Here is a 20,163-nt window from a genome sequence, read left to right as displayed (position 1 = left end):
CCCGCCGCTCCCCCCCGCGCGCCACGAGTAACCGCATGTACAGCCGTCTCAACCGCTTTGCCGAGATCCTCGCGACCCTCCTTGCCCTTGCGGGCGGCGCGGTCCTTCTGGGCATCATCGTCCTGACCTGCGTGTCGATCATCGGCCGCGCCTTCGTGCCGCTGAACATCGGCCTGGGTCCGATCCGCGGCATCTACGACATGACGGAAATCGGCATGGCCGCCGCGATCTTCGCCTTCCTGCCCTGGACCCACCTGCGCGAGGCGCATGCCCGCGTCGACCTGTTCCAGCAGGTGATGCCCGGCGCGATGGACCGGTTGCTGGACCTGCTGTTCAACATCGGCATGTTCGCCATCGCCGTCGTGGGCACGCACCGGCTGTATCTTGGGATGCTCGACAAGCATTCCTACAACGAGACGACCCTGATCGCCCAGATCCCGGTCTGGCAGGGCTATGCCGCAAGCCTTGTCGGCGGGATCGGGTTCGTCCTGATCGCCGCGTTCTGCATCCTGCGCTCTGTGCGCCGCATGGCCGGCTGGCCGGACGAGGTTCCGACATGAGCAATATCGAGCTGGCCCTGTGGTCCTTCCCGGTCCTCCTGCTCTTCGTCTTCCTGCGGATGCCCATCGCGCTGGCCATGATCGGCGTCGGCGTCGGCGGCACGTGGCTTGTCATCGGAAACCCGATGATGACGCTGAACCAGATCAAGACGCTGACCTATGGCACGTTTTCGAACTATTCGTTCTCGATCATCCCGCTGTTCCTGCTGATGGGCCAGTTCGCGACCCTGTCGGGCATGTCCGCGGCCCTGTTCCGCGCCGCCGAAAGCTTCCTTGGTCACCGCAAGGGCGGGGTCGCCATGTCGGCCGTCGGCGCCTGCGCCGGGTTCGGGGCAATCTGCGGATCGTCGTTGGCAACCGCGGCCACCATGGGCCAGGTCGCCTTGCCGGAACTGCGCCGCTACGGCTATCCCGGATCGCTGTCCACCGGGGCACTGGCCGCGGGCGGCACGCTGGGCATCCTGATCCCGCCATCGGTGATCCTTGTCATCTACGCCATCCTCGCCGAACAGAACATCGAGAAGCTGTTCGTCGCGGCCCTGATCCCCGGCATTCTGGCCGCCATCGGCTACATGATCGCCATCTCCGTCTGGGTCCGCGTCTCGCCCAACAGCGCCGCCGTGCGCGACCGCCAACCGTGGAGCGAACGCCTCGTCGCGCTCGGCAAGGTGTGGCCTGTGCTGACGATCTTCATCGTCGTGGTCGGCGGCATCTACGCGGGCATCTTCACCCCGACCGAAGCCGCGGCCGTCGGCGCCGCGGGCACCGGTATCGCGGCCCTCGCCGCGGGCGAAATGAACTGGTCGCGCCTGAAGCAATCCGTTCTGTCTACAGCCTCGGCCACGGGCATGATCTTCCTGATCATCCTGGGCGCCGGCATCTACAACAACTTCCTGTCGCTGACGCAGCTGCCGCAGACGGCATCGGTCTGGATCGGCGATCAGGGCTTTTCGCCCTGGCTCATCCTGACGGTCGTCCTGATCATGTACCTGCTGTTCGGCTGCGTGATGGACAGCCTGTCGATGATCCTGCTGACCGTCCCGATCATCTTCCCGATCATGTCGGTGCTCGATTTCGGGATGAGCGCGAACGATTTCGGCCTGTGGTTCGGAATCCTTGTCCTGATCGTGGTCGAGGTGGGGCTGATCACGCCACCCGTGGGCATGAACCTGTTCATCATCAACTCGATGGCCAAGGACACGCCCATCGGCCAGACCTACAAGGGCGCCCTGCCCTTCGTGCTGACGGACATGATCCGGGTCGTGATCCTTGCCAGTTTTCCGGCGATCACGCTGTGGCTGGTCTGGGTGATCGACGCCTTGTGATTACGCCTTAATCACCGGGCCTTCACCCGCATACATCGCCGCCACCAGATCGGCATGGTTCGCCCGCAGGGCGCGCTGGTTCAGCGATCCCTTCTCGGTCACTTCGCCAAGATCGAAGCTGGGCTCCTGCTCCAGCACCACCGCGCGGCGGACGCGGGTGGCCGATCCCGTGGCCTTCGCGGCCGCGGCCTTCAGCTTGTCGGTCAGCGCGGCGGTCCGCCTGTCCGCATCCATCGCCTGCGCGCGGTCCGACAGGATCAGCAAAGCGCCCACTTCCGCAGCGTCCTCTCCCACGATGACCGCATCGCGGATCAGGCCGCCCATCGCGTCGACCAGCGCGGCCCGCACCGCTCCGACGGCGACCCATGTGCCGGTGTTCAGCTTGAAATTCTCGGCCACGCGCCCGTCGAAGAAGAACCCCTTGGAGAAATCCCCGGGGTCCGCCGGGCGCAGCGCGTCGCCCATCTTGTAGTAACCTTCCTCGTCGAAGGCCTCGGCCGTCTTGGCCGGATCGTTGAGATATCCGGGCGTGATGCTGGGCCCCTTCAGGCGCAGCTCCAGCTTGCCACCATTTGGCACCAGCTTCATCGACAGGCCCTTTGCTGGCACGCCAACATTGCCCGATTTTTCCTGAACCGTGGTGCAGGACAGGGCGAAGGGCGCGGTTTCCGTGGACCCAAGGCTCGACGACAGCAGAACCTCGCGCCCCGTTGTCTTCCGCCCGATGGCGCGGAGCCTGTCCCATGTGTGCTGCGCCATGCCCGCGCCCGCGTAGAACATCATCGACAGGTCGGCGAAGAAGGTCCGGGCCAGAGCGTCGTCGGCCTCAAGCTCCTCGACCAGAGCGTCCCAGCCGACGGGCACGTTGAAATACCACGTGCACGAGATCTCGCGCAGATTGCGGATCGTCTCGGCGATGGCGCCCGGCGCGGGCTTGCCATCGTCGATGTAGTACGTCCCGCCATTGGTCATCACGAGGTAGAACACCTTGTTCCCCGCGGCGGTGTGGTTCCATGGCGCCCAGTCCAGCACCACGGGCGGCGTATGTTGCAGGAACCGGTAGCAATCGCGCACCATGGCTTCCATCGTGCAGATCATCCCGTTGGTGTTGATCACCGCCTTGGGCGCCCCGGTGGAGCCCGACGTGAACAGGTACTTCACGACCGTCTCTGCCCCCACGGCCTGCCGCGCCGGCATGGCGTCGGCGGGATCGCCCGCCAGCAGGTCGTCGAACATCGCCGCGCCCGCGCCCGGGTTTTCCCGGGCGATCACCTGTCGCCCGTCCGCCGCGATGGCGCTCAGCGCCGCCTCGTAGGCCTGCCCGTCGTCCACAAAAAGCGCCCCGGGCTGCAAATTGCCCGCGATGTCCTTCAGCTTCGCATGGTCCTTCGAGACCAGCGAATAGGCCGGCGTGATCGGCGCATAGGGAATGCCGGTATAGAAGCACGCGGCCCCCAGCAGGGCATGTTCCAGCGAATTGCCCGACAGGATCAGCAGTGGCCGGTCCGCGCCCAGCCCCATCGCCAGCAGGGACGCGCCGATCCGGCGGGCCCTGTCGCGGGCTTCGGCGTAGGAGATGCGAATCCATTCGCCATCCCTGCCCCGCCGCGCGATCCATGTCCGGTCCGGCGTCGCGTCGGCCCATGTGTCCAGGTAATCGGCCAGCGTCGGCAAATGCTCCGGCAATGCACCCGTCTGGCGCATGACGATCGTGCCATCATCGCGATGCTCGTACGCGAACTCCGGATTCCAGAAATCCGCCTCGCCTGTCGGCGCCTGCATGTTCATCCTGCTCCCCCCTCAGGTCATCGGCTGTGGGCATGACGGTCTCTCCCTCCGTCACACCCGCCGGAACGGCTATTCCTCGATCTCTCGGATTTTCCTCAAGAGCCCCAGCAGCGTTTCAACGTCGCGCGGGGTCATGTGCGACAGCAGCTTTTCCTCGTGCGCCTCGACCGATGCGCGGGCCTGCTCGTAAGCCGCACACCCGTCCCCGGTCGCCATCAGTGCCTGCACCCGGCGATCTCCCGGCACGGCGTTGCGCTGCACGAAGCCGCGCTGTTCCAACTGATCCACGATGGCCACAAGCCCGGACCGTTCGATCCCAAGCATGCGCGCCAGTTCGCTTTGCGTGATGTCCGGGTACTGCACGATCAGCGACAGGGCGGAAAACACCCGCGGGGCAAACCCGTCCTCGCCCAGCGTGCGTTTGAAATCCGCGCTCAGGATCACGTAGGCGCGTTTCAGGTTATAGCCGACAAGGTCTTCCAGATCGTTTGTCCGGACGTCCGCCGCCTGCGGATCCATCGACAGTTTCTGGCGAATGGTCATGCCCTACCTCGCGACTTGCTATTATGTCCTCAATACGCCAGACTGTTAACCAAGTAAACAATTATCGGCCCAACGCATCATGGATCTTCCCAACCCGACGCTGGAACATGTCTGCACCCTGATGGTGGATCTTGGCCCGATCCGGCCCATGGGCACCGGCCGCGCGGGACAGCGCCGCATCATCCCCATCATCGGCGGCACGGTCACCGGGCCGGCGCTGTCGGGCCGTATCCTGAACGTCGGCGCCGACTGGCAGACGATCTTCCCCGATGGATTGGCCGAGCTCGACACCCGCTACGCCATGGAAACCCACGATGGCGCGACGATCGAGATCATCAACTACGGCTACCGCCACGGTCCCGCCGACGTGATCGCAGCCATCGGACGGGGCGAGGCGGTCGACCCCCACAGCTACTACATGCGCACCCATGCCCGCCTGGAAACCGGCGACGAACGCTATGGTTGGGTCAACACCACGCTGTTCGTGGGCACCGGCGCGCGGAACGAAAGCAGCGTTCAGGTCGAGCTCTTCGCGATACGCTAGCTAGGGATCGCCACGGCGATCCGCTCTGATCGCAGGCAGAAGCGCGATGCAAGGTGCTCCACATCGCAGTGGCGTTCGCGACAGGGACCCGGTAAGCGCCCTATTATGTCAGAACTGCATAATGAATACGTCAATCGGCATTTGTATTCAGGGCTGTCGACCTGCAAAACTTCTTAACAAGGTGCGTGTTGAGCATCTCGTCTGCGCGCTCATCATGAAAACCTCACGCCCGCCACGTTCAGTACAGGCCAGGAAGATCCATGAGAGTCGCAATCGCCAGCTTCGAATTCGAGGGAAACAGCCTGTCGCTGAGAGTCGCAGGGAAGGAAGATTTCGCCCGGTTCGGTATCTTCCGCGGCGACGATGTCGTCAGGACTGCCACGGGCAAGCAACTGTCCGTCACCGGCGCCCTGGACACGCTGAACGACGCAAAGGCCGAGATCGTGCCGATCTTCATGTCGCGCTGCGTGTCGGGCGGACATGTCGACGACGCGTTCTATGACGAGGCGGTCGAGGCCATCGCCACGGGCATCGCCGACGCTCTGCCGCTGGACGGCGTCTACCTGTCGCTGCACGGCGCGATGATCTGCGCGACCGAAAAGGACCCCGAAGGCGGCGTGATCAAGGCCGTGCGCGAAAAGCTGGACGATTCGTCGATCCCGATTGCCGTCAGCCTGGACTTGCACGCGCATGTCACGCAGCGGATGGCGGATATGGCGCAGATCATCGTCGGGTACGAAACCTATCCCCATGTCGATGCCTACCGGACAGGCGCCTGCGCCGCCGGTCTTCTGGTGCGCGCGATCAAGGGGGAAATCGCCCCGGTCACACGCATCCGCAAGTACAACGCCATCGTGCCTGTTCTGGGCGGCGCCACGCTGGGCGACGAGCCCATGGCGCAGGTCGCGGCCCTGTCGCGCGGCATCGAAGCGGACGGGCGGGCACTGTCGGTCAGCTATTTCCCCGTTCAGCCGTGGCTCGACATGGCGGATGTCGGCATCACCGGTCTGGCGGTAACGGACGGCGATCCGGCGGCCGGGGACACGGTCGCACAGGAGGTACTCGACGCGATCTGGGACCGGCGCCGCGCGTTCGAACTGCCCGCGATGACCCCCGCCGATGCAGTCCGCGCCGCAATTGCCTATCCGGGCCGAACGCTGATCGTCGACGCGCCCGATGCGATGGGCGCCGGCGCGCAGGGCGATTCCCCCGCGCTGCTGTCGGCGCTGCTGGAGGTCGCGCCCGAAACCGAAGCAACCGTCTACATCGTCGATCCGGAAACCGCCGCCCAGGCTTTCGAGCTGGGCGAAGGCGCCAGTGCCCGGTTCCATATCGGCGCCAAGCAGGACACCCGCTGGTTCAGCCCCGCCCCGGTACAGGCCACGGTCGAACGGCTGTGCAACGGCACGTTCACCTATTCCGGGGGGCCCGCTTCGGGCTCGAAAGCATCGACCGGGCAAACGGCGGTGCTGCGATCCGGCGGCATCCAGATCCTTGTCGGCAGTCTGCCCTTCTACGAACACATGGACGAACACTACGCAGCGTGCGGTATTGATATCAGGTCGTGCAAGATCGCATCATTCAAGAACCTGATGAACTATCGCAAGCTTCTGGAACCGGATGTGCAGTACATCCCGATCCACGGGCCGGGCGGTGCGCCGCTGCGGTTGCAGGACGTGGACTGGGAAAACCGGCAAAGGCCCTTCTGGCCCGCCGACGACACGGAGGAGCCGCAAGAAGCTCCCGCTACCGCCTGAAAAGGCTCCATGACATGAGACCAACAGGAAGGATTTCACCATGATTTCAAGACGTACTCTGCTTGGGGCAGCCGCCGCGACGCCGCTGCTGTCCCTGCCGTCGTTCGCGCAGGGCGCCACCAAAACGCTCCGCTACGTGCCCAGTTCGAACCTCACGATCCTCGACCCGATCTTCACCCCGGCCGCCGTGAGCATCACCCACGGCTATGCCGTGTTCGATACGCTCTACGGCATGGACGCCAACATGGAACCCGCGCCGCAGATGGCGGAGGGCCACACCGTTTCCGACGATGGCCTGACATGGGAGATCACGCTGCGCGACGGGCTGATGTTCCACGATGGCGAACCGGTGCGGGCGCAGGATTGCGCGGCCAGCCTTGAACGCTGGTCCAAGCGCGACGGCTTCGGTCAGGCGCTGGGGGCCGCGACCGAAAGCTTCTCGGCCAAGGACGACAAGACCATCGTGATCAAGCTTACGCGCCCCTTCGGCCGGCTGCTGCACGCGATCGGCAAACCGCATTCGTCGCCGGCCTTCATCATGCCGGAACGGCTTGCCAAGACCGATATCTCGGAACAGGTGACGGAAATGGTCGGGTCCGGGCCGTTCAAGTTCATGGCCGATGAATATGTATCGGGTGACCGGGTCGTGTACGAGAAGTTCGAAGGCTACAACCCGCGCAGCGAACCCGCGGCGTGGACGTCGGGCGGCAAGGTCGCGCATTTTGACCGCGTGATATGGAACATCATTCCCGACCCGGCCACCGCCGCCGCCGCAATCCAGGCCGGAGAGGTCGACTGGGTCGCCTCGATCCTGCCGGATCTGGCGCCGCTCATAGAAATGAGCCCCGACGTGGAACTGTTCCGCCAGGATCCGTTCGGCCTGATCTCGGTCCTGCGGTTCAACCACCTGCAGGCGCCGTTCGACAATGTCGAAATCCGCCGCGCCGTGCTGAAGGCCATCGACCAGACGCCCTACATGCAATCGGTCACCGCCAGCGAAGCCAACCAGCAGCAATGCTTGGCATCGTTCCCGTGCGGCCTGCCGGGCGTGAACGAACTGGGCGAGGGCATCATCGGCTCGCTGGACGTCGAGGGCGCCAAACAGGCGCTGAAGGATGCGGGTTACAATGGGGAACGCGTCGTGATCCTGAACCCGACCGACATCGCGTCGATCCATCCGCATGGCCTGATCACCGCGGATATCCTGACCAAGATCGGCATGAACGTCGATCTGCAGGACACCGACTGGGGCACCGTGGTGCAGCGCCGCGTGTCGAAGGAATCGGTCGACAATGGCGGCTGGAGCATCGCGCACACGAACTGGCCCGCGATCTCGATCGACAACCCGGCCACCAACGCCACCACCCGCGGCCTTGGCGAAAAGGGCTGGTGGGGTTGGTCGCAGGACGAGGTGATGGAAGAAACCGTCGCGGACTGGCTTTCGGCCCAGTCCGACGAGGAAGCCCAGCAGCTCTTCGACAAGGCCCATGCCCGTGCGCTGGACCAGGTTCCGACGATCCCGCTGGGCCAGACCTTCCAGGACGGTGCCGTGCGCACCGATCTGACGGGCCTGCTGCATGCGTCGGTCAGCCTGTTCTGGAACGTCGACCGCGCGTAAGACACCGCGTTTAAGATACTGGCCGGGGGCACCTGCGAACCGGGTGCCCCCGCCCCTTCCCCAAGGACCTGTCCCGCATGAGCGCCTATATTCTCAGACGCATCCTATCGACCGTGCCGGTCGTGCTCTTCGTGATGATCTTCGTCTTCAGCCTTCTGTACCTCGCCCCGGGCGACCCGGCCGCCATCCTGGCCGGCGATCAGGCAACGCAGGAGGACATCGAGAATATCCGCACCCAGCTGGGGCTGGACCGGAGCTTTCCCGTGCGGTTCGTCGAATGGGCCGGGGGCGTGTTCCAAGGGGATTTCGGAACCTCGATCTTCACCCGCGAACCCGTCAGCACCATGATCCTGCAGCGGGTCGAACCGACCGTATCGCTGATGATCGTGACCCTGATCATCGCGCTGGCCATCGCCATTCCCATGGGCGTGGCCGCCGCGTGGAAACGCGGATCGCTTCTGGACCGGTTCATCATGCTGTTCGCGGTTCTGGGCTTTTCGGTCCCCGTCTTCGTGGTGGGCTACGTGCTGGCGTGGACACTGGCGCTGAAGCTGGGCTGGCTTCCGGTGCAGGGCTACACGCCCATCGCCGAAGGCATCTGGCCGTGGCTGCGCAGCCTGATCCTGCCGGCCGCCACGCTTTCGGGCGTCTATATCGCGCTGATCGCCCGGATCACGCGGGCGACGATGCTTGAGATCCTTCAGCAGGATTACATCCGCACCGCCCGCGCCAAGGGCGCCGCCGGGCATACCGTCCTGTTCATCCACGCCCTGCGCAACGCGATGGTGCCCATCGTCACCGTCGTGGGTCTTGGCATCGCGCTCATGATCTCGGGCGCGGTGGTGATCGAAACCGTGTTCGCCCTTCCGGGACTGGGCCGCCTGACGGTGGAGTCTATCCTGAGACGCGATTACCCGGTGATCCAGGCCGTCATCCTGGTCTTCAGCTTCGTCTACGTCATCATCAACCTGCTGATCGACCTCAGCTACACCCTCATCGACCCGAGGATCAGCTATTGACCGCCCCGATCAACCAGACAGACGCAGAGTTCGCCGCCGCCCCCGACCGGCCGCAGATCCTGACGCCGCCGCCGCAGCGCAGCCGGCGCATGGCGCTCCTGATCGAACATCCGACGATGTGGATCGGGCTGATCCTGCTCATGCTGGTCACGCTGATGGGCATCTTCGCGCCCTGGATCGCGACGGCCGATCCGTCGGCTCTGAACCCCGCGTTCCGGGTCAAGCCGCCCTCGGCCGATGCGTGGTTCGGCACCGACATGCTGGGCCGGGACATCTTCTCGCGCACGGTCTACGGCGCGCGCGTCTCGCTCGTGGTGGGCGCCGGCGTGGCGATCTGCGCTTCGGTTGTCGGGCTGGCCATCGGGCTTCTGTCGGGCTTCATCCGCTGGGCCGACAACATCGTGATGCGGATCATGGACGGGCTGATGTCCATCCCCGCGATCCTGCTGGCCATCGCGCTGATGACGCTGATGCGCGGCGGGTCCGTCTTCAACGTGATCCTTGCCATCACCATCGCCGAAATCCCCCGCGTCGCGCGGCTGACCCGGTCGGTCGTGCTGTCGGTCCGTGAGCAACCTTACGTCGAGGCCGGGAAGGCCTGCGGCACCAGCACGCTCGGCATCATCCGGCGCCATATCATGCCCAACACGATGGCCCCGCTGACGGTTCAGGCGACCTATATCTGCGCCTCGGCCATGATCACCGAGGCGATCCTCAGCTTCATCGGTGCCGGCATGCCGTCGTCGGTGCCGTCCTGGGGCAACATCATGGCCGAGGGGCGCGCGCTGTGGCAGGTGAAGCCCAGCATCGTGTTCTTCCCGGCGCTGTTCCTGTCGATCACCGTCCTGGCCGTCAATCTGCTGGGGGACGGGCTGCGCGATGCTGTCGATCCCCGGCTTGCGAAACAGGTATAGCCATGGCCCTTCTCGAAGTGCGCGACCTTCAGATCCACTTTCGCACGGCCACGGCCGTGAACCGCGCCGTCGACGGGCTCAGCTTCGACATCGAAGCGGGCGAGGCACTGGCCGTGGTGGGCGAATCCGGCTGCGGCAAGTCCGTGACGTCGATGTCGATCCTGGGCCTCCTGCCCACGCCGCCGGGCAAGGTGGCGGGGCAGATCAATTTCCGGGGCCGGAACCTGCTGGAAGCCTCCGAACGCCAGATGCGCAAGCTGCGCGGCGCCGAGATCAGCATGATCTTCCAGGAGCCGATGACCTCGCTGAACCCGGTCTTCACCATCGGGCAGCAGATCGGGGAATCCGTCCGCCTGCACGAAAACGCCAGCCGCGCCCAAGCGCACGACCGCGCCATCGAGATGCTGCGCCTTGTCGGCATCCCGTCCCCCGAACGCCGGGTGGACGAATACCCGCACCAATTGTCGGGCGGCATGCGCCAGCGGGCGATGATCGCCATCGCGCTGGCCTGCAACCCCGCGCTTCTGGTGGCCGACGAACCCACGACCGCGCTCGACGTGACAATCCAGGCCCAGATCCTCGACCTGATGCAGGACTTGCGCAGCAAGGTGGGCTCGGCCGTCATGCTGATCACCCACGATCTTGGCGTCGTGGCAGAATTCGCCGAACGGGTGCTGGTCATGTATGCCGGCCGCAAGGTGGAAGAGGCGAAGGTCGGCGATTTGTTCCGCACGCCGCGCCATCCCTATACCCAGGGCCTGCTGAACGCCGTGCCCAAGCTGGGATCGTCGCTGACCACGGCAGAACCTGTCCGCCTTGCCGAAATCCCGGGCCGTGTCCCGGACCTGTCAAAGCCCCTGTCGGGCTGCGCCTTCGCCGACCGGTGCCCCAGGGCACAGGAGGTCTGCCGCCGCATCGACCCGGCGCTGGAGGCCAAGGCCCCGGGCCACTTCGCCGCCTGCCATTTCTCGCCCCGGGAGGTCTCGGCCGCATGACCGACGCCCCGCATCTCATCGAAGTCCGCAACCTCGTGAAACGTTTCCCGATCCGGGGCGGGCTGTTTTCGCGGTCGGTCAAGGCGGTGCATGCCGTCAGCGACGTCAGCTTCCACATCGCCCGGGGCGAGACACTGTCGCTGGTGGGCGAATCCGGCTGCGGCAAGTCGACCGTCGGGAAATGCCTGGCGCAGCTCATCCCCCTGACCGAAGGCCGGATCACGCTGGAAGGCAAGAACATCGCCGGGCTGGGCCGGGCGGAAATGCAGCCCGTCCGCAAGCGCATGAACGTGGTCTTTCAGGACCCGTTTTCCAGCCTGAACCCCCGCATGACGGTCGAGGAGCTGATCGCCGAACCCCTGCGCAGCCACCGCATGGCCCGGACCCGCACCGAACGCCGGACCCGCGTCGGCGATCTTCTGGAAAAGGTCGGCCTCCCGCGCGAGACGATGGTACGCATGCCGCACCAGTTTTCCGGCGGCCAGCGTCAGCGGATCTGCATCGCGCGGGCGCTGGCATCGGAGCCCGACATCATCATCTGCGACGAGGCCGTATCGGCCCTGGACGTGTCGGTTCAGGCGCAGATCATCAACCTGCTGATGGATCTGCAAAAGGACCTTGGGCTGGCGCTTTTGTTCATCTCGCACGATCTGGCGGTGGTCGAACACATGAGCGACCGGATCGCCGTCATGTATCTGGGCCGGATCATGGAGATCGCGGATCGCGACGCCATCTTCCGCCATCCGCGCCACCCCTACACGAAGGCGCTTCTGTCGGCCGTGCCCCTGCCGGATCCATCCGCGAAACGCGACCGCGTGGTGCTGACGGGCGATGTGCCCAGCCCGATCGATCCTCCCAGCGGCTGCTTCTTCCGCACCCGCTGCCCGATGGCGACGGACCGTTGCGCCAGCGACGTGCCCGCGTTGCGGGACATGGGCGGCGGCCAGATGAGCGCCTGCCATTTCGCGGAAGAGGTGTAAGAGCCGCGGTGGCTTTACCCGCGGGGTGACAGGCGGATATCGGCGGTCCGGGCGTGGGCTTCCATGCCCTCCATCCGCGAAATCCGCGCCGTGACCTCGGCCACGCGGCGCGCCGCTTCGGCGGTCGATTTCTGCCAGGTGACCGTCTTCAGGAACTTGTGCACCGAAAGCCCGCCCGTGTACCGCGCAGCCCCGGACGTGGGCAGCACATGATTCGGCCCAGATGCCTTGTCACCGAAGGCCACCGTCGTTTCCTCGCCCAGGAAAAGCGAACCATAGGCCTTCAGCCGTCCCAGCCACCAGTCCAGGTCCCGCGCCTGCACGTGCAGGTGTTCGGGCGCATAGGTGTCGGCCATGCGCGCCATTTCCTCGCGCGTGTCGCAGACCACGATCTCGGCCAGGTTGGCCCAGGCAACCGCGGCGGACTCCGCGTTGGCCGCGGGGAGGGACCCGATCAGGCCGGGGATCATTTCCAGCACCGCACTCGCCAGGTCCGCGTCATCCGTCACAAGCCAGACGGGCGAATCCGCGCCGTGCTCCATCTGACCGACCATGTCCCATGACACGACCTCCGCATGGGCGCTGCTGTCGGCAAGGATCAGGCTGTCGGTCGGGCCCGCGACCATGTCGATGCCGACACGGCCGAACAGCTGGCGCTTGGCCTCGGCCACCCAGCTGTTGCCGGGGCCTGCCAGCACGTCGACCGGGGTCATCCCGAAGAAACCGAAGGCCATCGACGCGATGGCCTGCACCCCGCCCATGCGCAGGATCGTGTCGGCGCCCGCCAGATGCATGGCATAGGCCATCTCGTCCGAGATCCCGAAGCCGCCCCGGGGCGGAGAACTGGCCGCCACGAATTCCACACCCGCCGCCTTGGCCGTCGTGATCGTCATCAGGGCAGAGGCCACGTGGCTGAACCGGCCCCCCGGCGCATAACAGCCGGCGCCAAGGACGGGGATGGATTTCTGGCCGGCCATGAAACCCTGCGCCATCTCGATCTCCATATCCGTCAGCGTGGCGCGCTGCGCGTCGGCAAACCGGCGGATGTTTTCATGCGCGAAATCGATATCCTCGCGCAGCGACGGGGACAGGCGGGCGGTCGCGGCCTCGATTTCTTTCGGCGTGACGACGATGTCTCCCTCCCACCGGTCGAACCGGCGGGCAAAGCGCAGCGCCTCGGCCTCGCCGCCCTTTTCGATGGCCAACAGGATGTCGGTCACCTGATCGCGCAGCTCGATCTTCTGTTCGGGAGCCTGTGGCGTGGCGGACTTGAGATAGTGAACGGTCATCGGGCCTACGCGGCTCCCTGCTTGACTGAGACGGCTTGGCCGGTCGCGGCGGCGACACAGGCGTCTACCAGGACATCGAGGCTGTCGACCAGCGGCAGCGGCGCATCGGTCAGCCGTGGTGCGGCGATCGAGAACTCGGAACACCCTATCACCGCAACCCCCACCCCCGCATCCGCAAGTTCGGCCAGCGCCGCCCGCAGGATCGGCAGGGCGCGGTCCGTGTCCCCGCCCTTGATCGCGCGGATGGCCGAAAGCGTGCGATCCCGGTCGGCGGGATAGATCGCGTCGCGGCCAAGGGACGCGAAGGCCTTGGCGAAGACCCCGGTGATCTCTACCGCAGGCGACGCAAGGATGCCCACCGGCCCCGTGGGATACTGCGCCGCAACCTGCCGCGCGGTCAGGTCCACCATGTTCAGCACCGGGATCCGCACCGCCGCGGCAATCGCCGGATAATAGCTGTGCGCCGTGTTGCAAGGCATGGCCAGCACGTCCGCCCCGCTTGCGGCCAGCTTTTCCGCCATCGAGACCAGGACCGGCGTCGGATCTTCCCCCGTACCGTCGATCAGATGGGCGATGCGCGACGGCACGCGCGTGTTGCTGTCGACCAGAAGCGGGATGTGATCGGCATCGTCGCTGGCAGGCGTGGCGGCCAGAAGGCGCGACATCATCAGGATGGTCGCCTCCGGTCCCATGCCGCCGATCAGCCCGATCACCTTGTGCATCCGATATGTCCCGTCCCGTGTCAGGTTGCCAGCGAAAGCTCGCGCGGCGCGTCGAAGGTCGACCGATAGCCGAACAGCCCGGCCGAGCCGCCGGTATGCAGGAACACGATGTTCTCGGCCCCGTCGAAGGTCCCTTTGCGCACCAGATCGATCAGCCCCGCCGCGCCCTTGCCGGAATAGACCGGATCGAGAAGGATGGCCTCGTACCGGGCGAATATCTCGATCGCCTCGATGGTGCCGGCGTTGGGGATGCCGTACCCCTCGCCCACATAATCGGTATTGGCAACGACATCGTCGCGGGAAACAACCCCGGGGCAGCCCAGCTTCTCCGCCGTGGCCTGCGCCAGCGCGAAGACGTTGGCCTCCTGCTTTTCCTTGGGCGCGCGGACGCCGATGCCCAGAAGCGGAATCCCGGAATTGAGCGCGCGCAGCCCGGTCACCAGCCCCGCCTGCGTCCCCGCCGACCCGGTCGCATGCAGGACGCGTGCGATCTTCAGCCCCATCTCGTTCGCCTGGTTGACCAGTTCCAGCGCGCAATTGGCATAGCCAAGCGCGCCGACAGGGTTCGACCCGCCACCCGGGATGATATAGGGCGTCTTGCCCTGCGCCCGGAATTCTTCGGCTGCCGTTTCACAGGCCGCCCCCATGTCGGTATCGGCGGGCACATGTTCAATGGTGGCACCGTGCAAGCCGTCCAGAAGCACGTTGCCGTTCAGCCGGTAATCGGGATCGTTGGATCCGGTGCGGTCTTCAAGGATCGCGTGGCACTCCACCCCCAGACGTGCGCAGAACGCGGCCGTCTGGCGGACATGGTTCGATTGCGTGGCACCTTGCGTGATGACCACGTCGGCCTTTCGGGCCAGCGCCTCGCCCATCAGGAACTCCAGCTTGCGGGTCTTGTTGCCGCCGGTGGACACCCCGGTGCAATCGTCCCGCTTGATCCAAAGCCGGGGCCCGCCCAAGGCATCGGACAGGCGATCCATCGGTTCCAGGGGCGTCGGCAGATGGGCCAACCGAACACGTTCAAATCGCGCGAAATGCATAGTAGTTCCTCGGGCTTTGTGTAGAAGGCCAGAATGCAACGTAGAATACGGGTTCTCAAATGCCAAGTTCCGGACCTATCATGCGGCCAACGCATATTAGACGGGAGCCGACATGAAACTCGAATGGCTGGAGGACATCGTCGCCATCTTTGAAAGCGACTCCCTGAACGAAGCCGCGAAGCGACGCCACCTGACACAGCCCGCCTTCTCGCGCCGGGTGCGCAGCATCGAGGACTACCTGGGTGTCGATCTCATGGACCGGACGCGGAAACCCGCGCGTCCCACCGGGATGCTGATCGATCAGGAAGACCGGCTGCGCCGCCTGTCGTCGGATCTCAAATCGCTTGTCGTGGATCTGCGCAAGGCCGACAGGCAGATCAGCAGCCGGATCGTCATGGCCAGCCAGCACGCGATCACGACGTCGCTGCTGCCGCAGCTTATCGCCAGCCGGCTGGGGAAACTGGGCTACACGCTGCGCCTGCATTCCGCGAACCGGTCGGAATGCTGGGCGATGCTGATCACGAAGGAGGCCGATCTTGTCCTGACCTACAAGTCGATGACGGAACTTGCGCAGCCGCCCGAGGAATACATGGAACAGCTTCTGATCTCGACGGAAGACCTTGTCCCTGTCGGCACCGCCCATCTCAGGTCCGAAATCGAGGACGGTCATCTGCCCCTTGTCGCGTACCCGTCGGACGTGTTCCTGGGCAAGCTGATCGAAACCGAAGTCAATCCCCACATCCCGGACCATATCGCGACCGAGGTCCGGGTGGAAACCGCCCTGACCGTGGCCGCCATGCAGATCGCGGCCAATGGCGTCGGCATCGCCTGGGTCCCGTCATCGATGCTGGACACCCTGTCCGCCCCGCGCACCCTGGTCAGTTATTCCGACATCCTTCCGACGCCGCGGATCGCGACGACCGCCACGCGTCTGATCGGCCAGAAATCCAAAGCCGAAGAACGCATCTGGGCCGAACTGGCTCCGGACGTGCCGGTATCGGCTCCGCAATTGTAGGCGGGCCGTCGCGTCACTTCGAAAGGCGCCCGGGCAAGCCATCTGCAGATCTTCACCAACCGGCGCCCGCAATCGAACAGGTCGTCGCCAAGGCTGGGACCTCATGCTTCTCGGGAGAGCGGAGGCGAAACGGTCTCCGGCGTTTCCCGCGACCCGGGGACGTCCGGCAGGGGCGCAGGCCGTCCAAACATGTATCCCTGCAATACATCGCAGCCCAGCTTGGTCAGAAGCTTTGACTGCTCCTCCGTTTCGACACCTTCGGCGGTTACTTTCATACCCAGTTTCTTGCCCAGCATGACAACCGAATCCAGGATCTCCAGGGACCGTTCGGGGTTGTCCAGCAGTCCCGCGACGAAGGAGCGGTCGATCTTGATACGGTCGAAACCGTAACGCCACAGATAGCCCAGGCTGGAATAGCCGGTGCCGAAATCGTCCATCGCGATGCCGACGCCCATGTCGCGGAGAGTATCGATCTGGAACAGGACGAACGGGTCGTCGCCAAGAAGCAGCGACTCGGTGATCTCAAGCTCCAGCCGGTTGGCGGGCAGCCCTGATCGCGCGAGAGCATCCGCCACGATCTCGGGCAGATCGCCCCGCCGGAACTGAACCGCCGACAGGTTCACCGCGATCTTCAGCTCTCCCGCTTGCAAGGAAATGGCCCGTGTGGCGGTGTAGATCACCCAACGGCCGATCTTGTCGATAAGGCCCATGTCCTCGGCCAGGGGAATGAACTCTACCGGGGGCACGAATGTGCCGTCCTCTCTTTTCAGGCGCAGGAGAGCCTCGTATCCGATCGGATGAAAATCGTCCCCTGCCACCAGCGGCTGGTAGTCGAGGGTAAAGGTCTCGTTCTCGGCGGCGTTTCTGACCAGGGTTTCCAGCTCGACGCGGCGACGAAGTTGCTCTCCCATGCTGTCGCCGTAGATCGCGAACTGGTTTCTACCCTCGGATTTGGAGAAATAGAGAGCGGCGTCGGCCTGGGCGATGGTATCCTGCAAGCTGTTGCCTTCGGACGCGATAGCCACGCCGATGCTGACAGAACCCGTTATCGAGACACCATCCGCAAGCAGGGGCTGCGCGCACTGTTTCAGTATGGCCCGAACGCGCGGTTCAAGCATCTCGGTCCTGAGACCACAGAACGCGACCACGAATTCGTCGCCACCGAACCGGGCCACGATATCGCAGGCTTCTGTCTGTGACGTCAGTATCCGGCCCAGCTGCGCCAGGAAGGCATCGCCGACCGCGTGTCCGTGGGTGTCGTTGATGGTCTTGAACTTGTCGGCATCGATGAACAGCAGGCTCGAAAGCTTGCCGTCCGCATGAAGCGCCCCGGCACGGCGCGTGAACTCTGCCCGGTTTGCCAGTCCCGTCAGCGGATCGTACCGCGAGAGATACTCGACCTCCTCCAGAGAGCGATGTGCCGTGCGACGTTGCATTGCAAAGCCCACCGCGGGAAGCAGGAACAACAGCGCGCTCGCGAAGGAAACGATCACGCCGAACTTGTCGAAGCTCTCCTCGAAATAGGTTTCGGTGCTCGTGACGTCGACGTAAACCTCGATGATACCGGCAATCCGGCCAAGATCATCCAGCAGCGGAACGTAGGCCTCGGCATAAAGATCCGGCCATCCATTGGTTTCTGCGCCGTCACGTACGGCGATCACAGACTTGCGCGTGCGTACCGCCGTCATCGTCTCGGGGTCGTGTTCTGCGGACACGCCAACAGGATTCGAAATGGAATTTTCGTCGGACACCAGCACAAGCCGCCCGTTCGCATCGAACAGCTTGAAGCGGAACACGTCGCCCAGGGTCCGTATCTGACGAATGATCTGCTTCTGCTCGGGCGAGGGAATCCCGGTGGCAATCAGTTGCTCAAGCTCCGGCACCCGCTCGGACATGTATTCGCCCCAGTGCAGGGCCTTGTGACCGGCATCCCTGGCAATCGCCTGCTCCGCGTAGAATTTCGAAAGCGTGCTGATCAGCAACCAGATCGCCAGCGTGGCGACCGGTATGACAATGGCGAGCAGACGCAACATGTTGGTACTCCGGACCGGCGAACGGCCAGTCTCGGACAAATTGTTTACAAAACCTGTAATGCAGCACCGCAGGACCGGAGAAACGATCGACCGCATCGGCGTTGCAGGCATCGCGACCGGCGTTTCGCGGACGACCGGCTTGCTCTCGGGCGGCTGCCCGACGCACACTCGCGTCTGACCGAACAGTTGGGCGGCCGCACCGCCCGGACACCAACCGAAAGGCCCTGACCCATGAAACGGCACGTTCCCGCCCTTGCCATCGCGTTGGCCCTGCTCCCCGCGGCGCAGGCCATCGCCGATGCGATCCCGATCGACGTGAAGAAAACCAATGGCTGCGGCTGCTGCCTGTCGTGGATGCAGCATCTTGAGCAGCACGACTTCCAGCCCACGGGCGAAGACATGTTCGGCGGGTCGCTCGTGCGCTTCAAGCTCGACCATGGCGTGCCGCAACGCATGGTGTCCTGCCATACGGCGCTCGTCGACGGGTACGTGATCGAGGGCCACGTCCCGGCCGCCGATATCCATCGGTTGCTGAACGAACGGCCGGACGCTGTGGGCCTTGCCGTGCCCGGAATGCCCTACGGATCGCCGGGCATGGGACCGCAGGACGAGCGCGAGGCCTACGATGTCTACCTGATCCGCGCAGACGGATCGACCGAGGTCTATACGCGCTACCCCGGCGCCTGAGCTGAACTCCGGGAACGCCTGACAACATGGACACCCTCTCCCCCATAGCGCTTGGCTTTCTTGGCAGCCTGGCCGCCGGATCGCTGACCGCTGTCGGGGCGCTCCCCGTGTTCTTCGGGCGCATCCCGTCGCGGGCGACCCGCGATCTCCTGCTGGGCTTCGCAGCGGGCGTGATGCTTGCGGCCTCGTTCTTTTCGCTGATCATCCCGGCGCTCGACGCGGCCGAAAGGCAATTCGACGGCTCCGCCACCCCCGCGGCCATCGTCTGCCTCGCGATCCTGCTCGGCATGGGTGCGGTTGCGCTGATGAACGAAAAGATACCGCACGAGCATTTCAAATCCGGGCGCGAGGGTCCCGATGCCGTGTCGCTGCGCCGCGTCTGGCTTTTCATCATCGCGATCACCATCCACAACGTCCCCGAAGGCCTGGCCGTCGGCGTCGGTTTCGGGGCTGACGGGTTATCGGGCGGGCTGCCGCTTGCGATCGGCATCGGGCTGCAGAACGCCCCCGAAGGCCTGGCGGTCGCGGTGTCTCTGCTTGGCGAAGGCTATTCCCGAACGCGCGCCTGGGGCATCGCCGCCCTCACCGGGCTCGTGGAGCCTGTCGGCGGCCTTATCGGCGCGAGCGTCATCAGCCTTGCGCAGCCCCTTCTGCCCTGGGGTCTGGCCTTCGCGGCAGGTGCGATGCTGTATGTCATCAGCCACGAGATCATTCCCGAAACCCACCGCTCCGGTCATCAGAACAGGGCGACGCTCGGCCTTGCCTTCGGCCTTGTCATCATGTTGTTCCTCGACGTCTGGCTGGGGTAAAGCGATCCCGCATCGCCGGTTGCGCCTTTGGCGGCCTTCTGCGACCGGCGGGGACCGTCCCATGACGTGGATTGCCCTCGGGGATTCATTGCGTCCACATCGGCATAGCCCCTAGAGTGGCCAAAGCTTCAGGGGCCAATGGCGCCCTTCGGTGACCGCGAAGTCACCGCCCCTTCAAACGACCCGGCCAAAGCAGTGCATGCCGGGACCAAGCGATCTGGATGAACGAGGTAGACATGCGCAAACTCTACGTGCCGATAATGGCAGGAATACTGTTTCTTGCCGGTTGCACGGAACTCATGATGGATGGCAGCTCTCCGGCAAATGTCGGAAACCTGCCCGAGTCCGTGACAACCATTGCCGCACCCGGCCAGGATCTGGGCACAGCGCGGCTGCGCCCCGAGGACGGCTGTTACTGGTACGAACACAGCGGCCCGGTGGAAGTCACACTGCTTCCGCTGCGCTCGACAGGCGGGAACCCCATCTGCACCTCGACCACGGCCTGATCCGCCCGCAAAGACA

General features: G+C 64.9%; 19 protein-coding genes. 13 read left to right on the top strand and 6 right to left on the bottom strand.

What is annotated here, in order from left to right; all coding sequences use genetic code 11:
* The first annotated feature begins 35 nt into the window (after positions 1 to 35).
* Together D4754_RS18675 and D4754_RS18670 are read left to right on the top strand one after the other, a co-directional pair.
* Positions 36 to 560: a TRAP transporter small permease gene (locus D4754_RS18675; protein WP_121066561.1), complete on the top strand. Its 525-nt coding sequence runs from the start codon at positions 36 to 38 to the stop codon at positions 558 to 560.
* Complete coding sequence (locus D4754_RS18670) at positions 557 to 1,885, top strand: TRAP transporter large permease (protein ID WP_121066558.1); 1,329 nt, start codon at positions 557 to 559, stop codon at positions 1,883 to 1,885. The genes D4754_RS18675 and D4754_RS18670 overlap by 4 nt, the downstream gene beginning before the upstream one ends.
* On the opposite strand, the gene D4754_RS18665 is transcribed toward D4754_RS18670, so the two are convergent.
* The gene (locus tag D4754_RS18665) at positions 1,886 to 3,667 is read right to left on the bottom strand and encodes a feruloyl-CoA synthase (protein WP_121066555.1); all 1,782 of its coding nucleotides are present in this window, start codon (positions 3,665 to 3,667) and stop codon (positions 1,886 to 1,888) included.
* 75 nt (positions 3,668 to 3,742) lie between these two features.
* On the bottom strand, positions 3,743 to 4,216 hold the full coding sequence (locus D4754_RS18660) for a MarR family winged helix-turn-helix transcriptional regulator (protein ID WP_240453943.1): 474 nt from the start codon (positions 4,214 to 4,216) through the stop codon (positions 3,743 to 3,745).
* 79 nt (positions 4,217 to 4,295) lie between these two features.
* Between D4754_RS18660 and D4754_RS18655 the strand changes: the two genes are divergently transcribed.
* The 7 genes from D4754_RS18655 (at position 4,296) to D4754_RS18625 (ending at position 12,043) form a co-directional block, all read left to right on the top strand.
* Complete coding sequence (locus tag D4754_RS18655; protein WP_121066553.1) at positions 4,296 to 4,760, top strand: DUF3237 domain-containing protein; 465 nt, start codon at positions 4,296 to 4,298, stop codon at positions 4,758 to 4,760.
* 260 nt (positions 4,761 to 5,020) lie between these two features.
* Positions 5,021 to 6,517 carry a M81 family metallopeptidase gene (locus D4754_RS18650; RefSeq protein ID WP_121066551.1) on the top strand — a complete coding sequence of 499 codons (1,497 nt, stop codon included), beginning with the start codon at positions 5,021 to 5,023 and terminating at the stop codon, positions 6,515 to 6,517.
* Between the two features lie 40 nt (positions 6,518 to 6,557).
* Positions 6,558 to 8,135, top strand: coding sequence for an ABC transporter substrate-binding protein (locus tag D4754_RS18645; RefSeq protein ID WP_121066548.1), 1,578 nt, complete (start codon positions 6,558 to 6,560; stop codon positions 8,133 to 8,135).
* Positions 8,136 to 8,212: 77 nt separating this feature from the next.
* Positions 8,213 to 9,154 carry an ABC transporter permease gene (locus D4754_RS18640; protein ID WP_121066545.1) on the top strand — a complete coding sequence of 314 codons (942 nt, stop codon included), beginning with the start codon at positions 8,213 to 8,215 and terminating at the stop codon, positions 9,152 to 9,154.
* Positions 9,151 to 10,068 (top strand): ABC transporter permease, encoded by a 918-nt coding sequence (locus D4754_RS18635; protein WP_240453942.1) that lies wholly within the window; start codon positions 9,151 to 9,153, stop codon positions 10,066 to 10,068. The genes D4754_RS18640 and D4754_RS18635 overlap by 4 nt, the downstream gene beginning before the upstream one ends.
* Positions 10,069 to 10,070: 2 nt before the next feature.
* A complete protein-coding gene (locus D4754_RS18630; RefSeq protein ID WP_121066542.1) occupies positions 10,071 to 11,063 on the top strand; it encodes an ABC transporter ATP-binding protein in 993 nt (330 codons plus the stop codon).
* Entirely contained in the window at positions 11,060 to 12,043 is a 984-nt protein-coding gene (locus D4754_RS18625; RefSeq protein ID WP_121066539.1) for an ABC transporter ATP-binding protein, read from the top strand. The genes D4754_RS18630 and D4754_RS18625 overlap by 4 nt, the downstream gene beginning before the upstream one ends.
* Before the next feature lie 14 nt (positions 12,044 to 12,057).
* On the opposite strand, the gene hisD is transcribed toward D4754_RS18625, so the two are convergent.
* The 3 genes from hisD to cuyA are packed head-to-tail and all read right to left on the bottom strand — an operon-like array spanning position 12,058 to position 15,097.
* Complete coding sequence (hisD, locus tag D4754_RS18620) at positions 12,058 to 13,332, bottom strand: histidinol dehydrogenase (RefSeq protein WP_121066536.1); 1,275 nt, start codon at positions 13,330 to 13,332, stop codon at positions 12,058 to 12,060.
* A gap of 5 nt (positions 13,333 to 13,337) precedes the next feature.
* Positions 13,338 to 14,054: a cysteate racemase gene (gene cuyB, locus D4754_RS18615; RefSeq protein ID WP_121066533.1), complete on the bottom strand. Its 717-nt coding sequence runs from the start codon at positions 14,052 to 14,054 to the stop codon at positions 13,338 to 13,340.
* Between the two features lie 20 nt (positions 14,055 to 14,074).
* Positions 14,075 to 15,097, bottom strand: a complete 1,023-nt coding sequence (gene cuyA / locus D4754_RS18610) for a D-cysteate sulfo-lyase (RefSeq protein WP_121066529.1) — start codon at positions 15,095 to 15,097, stop codon at positions 14,075 to 14,077.
* A 112-nt stretch (positions 15,098 to 15,209) separates the two neighbouring features.
* Here cuyA and D4754_RS18605 point away from each other — a divergent pair, with 112 nt between their 5' ends.
* Positions 15,210 to 16,112 (top strand): LysR family transcriptional regulator, encoded by a 903-nt coding sequence (locus D4754_RS18605; RefSeq protein WP_121066526.1) that lies wholly within the window; start codon positions 15,210 to 15,212, stop codon positions 16,110 to 16,112.
* Positions 16,113 to 16,213: 101 nt separating this feature from the next.
* Here the strand turns inward: D4754_RS18605 and D4754_RS18600 are convergent, their stop codons facing one another.
* A complete protein-coding gene (locus tag D4754_RS18600) occupies positions 16,214 to 18,241 on the bottom strand; it encodes a putative bifunctional diguanylate cyclase/phosphodiesterase (RefSeq protein WP_163025974.1) in 2,028 nt (675 codons plus the stop codon).
* Between the two features lie 135 nt (positions 18,242 to 18,376).
* On the opposite strand from D4754_RS18600, the gene D4754_RS18595 reads away from it, so the two are divergent.
* The 3 genes from D4754_RS18595 to D4754_RS18585 all read left to right on the top strand — a co-directional run bounded on the left by D4754_RS18595 (position 18,377) and on the right by D4754_RS18585 (position 20,147).
* The gene (locus D4754_RS18595; protein WP_121066520.1) at positions 18,377 to 18,832 is read left to right on the top strand and encodes a DUF411 domain-containing protein; all 456 of its coding nucleotides are present in this window, start codon (positions 18,377 to 18,379) and stop codon (positions 18,830 to 18,832) included.
* Positions 18,833 to 18,858: 26 nt separating this feature from the next.
* Complete coding sequence (locus D4754_RS18590; RefSeq protein ID WP_121066517.1) at positions 18,859 to 19,641, top strand: ZIP family metal transporter; 783 nt, start codon at positions 18,859 to 18,861, stop codon at positions 19,639 to 19,641.
* A gap of 236 nt (positions 19,642 to 19,877) precedes the next feature.
* Positions 19,878 to 20,147 (top strand): hypothetical protein, encoded by a 270-nt coding sequence (locus D4754_RS18585; RefSeq protein ID WP_121066814.1) that lies wholly within the window; start codon positions 19,878 to 19,880, stop codon positions 20,145 to 20,147.
* The last annotated feature ends 16 nt before the right edge of the window (positions 20,148 to 20,163 follow it).

It is taken from the genome of Chachezhania antarctica, from assembly GCF_003646465.1.
GTDB classification, from domain to species: Bacteria; Pseudomonadota; Alphaproteobacteria; order Rhodobacterales; family Rhodobacteraceae; genus Chachezhania; species Chachezhania antarctica.
The sequence above is the reverse complement of the archived record's forward strand: the minus strand, read 5'-3'. Positions and strand labels throughout refer to the sequence as shown.

Coding starts and splice junctions, on each gene's coding strand:
- D4754_RS18585 (WP_121066814.1), top strand. CDS start 19,878: ATGCGCAAACTCTACGTGCCGATAATGGCAGGAATACTGTTTCTTGCC.
- D4754_RS18595 (WP_121066520.1), top strand. CDS start 18,377: ATGAAACGGCACGTTCCCGCCCTTGCCATCGCGTTGGCCCTGCTCCCC.
- cuyA (WP_121066529.1), bottom strand. CDS start 15,097: ATGCATTTCGCGCGATTTGAACGTGTTCGGTTGGCCCATCTGCCGACG.
- D4754_RS18665 (WP_121066555.1), bottom strand. CDS start 3,667: ATGCAGGCGCCGACAGGCGAGGCGGATTTCTGGAATCCGGAGTTCGCG.
- D4754_RS18650 (WP_121066551.1), top strand. CDS start 5,021: ATGAGAGTCGCAATCGCCAGCTTCGAATTCGAGGGAAACAGCCTGTCG.
- D4754_RS18660 (WP_240453943.1), bottom strand. CDS start 4,216: ATGACCATTCGCCAGAAACTGTCGATGGATCCGCAGGCGGCGGACGTC.
- D4754_RS18630 (WP_121066542.1), top strand. CDS start 10,071: ATGGCCCTTCTCGAAGTGCGCGACCTTCAGATCCACTTTCGCACGGCC.
- D4754_RS18605 (WP_121066526.1), top strand. CDS start 15,210: ATGAAACTCGAATGGCTGGAGGACATCGTCGCCATCTTTGAAAGCGAC.
- D4754_RS18590 (WP_121066517.1), top strand. CDS start 18,859: ATGGACACCCTCTCCCCCATAGCGCTTGGCTTTCTTGGCAGCCTGGCC.
- D4754_RS18655 (WP_121066553.1), top strand. CDS start 4,296: ATGGATCTTCCCAACCCGACGCTGGAACATGTCTGCACCCTGATGGTG.
- D4754_RS18645 (WP_121066548.1), top strand. CDS start 6,558: ATGATTTCAAGACGTACTCTGCTTGGGGCAGCCGCCGCGACGCCGCTG.
- hisD (WP_121066536.1), bottom strand. CDS start 13,332: ATGACCGTTCACTATCTCAAGTCCGCCACGCCACAGGCTCCCGAACAG.
- D4754_RS18625 (WP_121066539.1), top strand. CDS start 11,060: ATGACCGACGCCCCGCATCTCATCGAAGTCCGCAACCTCGTGAAACGT.
- D4754_RS18600 (WP_163025974.1), bottom strand. CDS start 18,241: ATGCGGTCGATCGTTTCTCCGGTCCTGCGGTGCTGCATTACAGGTTTT.
- D4754_RS18675 (WP_121066561.1), top strand. CDS start 36: ATGTACAGCCGTCTCAACCGCTTTGCCGAGATCCTCGCGACCCTCCTT.
- D4754_RS18670 (WP_121066558.1), top strand. CDS start 557: ATGAGCAATATCGAGCTGGCCCTGTGGTCCTTCCCGGTCCTCCTGCTC.
- cuyB (WP_121066533.1), bottom strand. CDS start 14,054: ATGCACAAGGTGATCGGGCTGATCGGCGGCATGGGACCGGAGGCGACC.
- D4754_RS18640 (WP_121066545.1), top strand. CDS start 8,213: ATGAGCGCCTATATTCTCAGACGCATCCTATCGACCGTGCCGGTCGTG.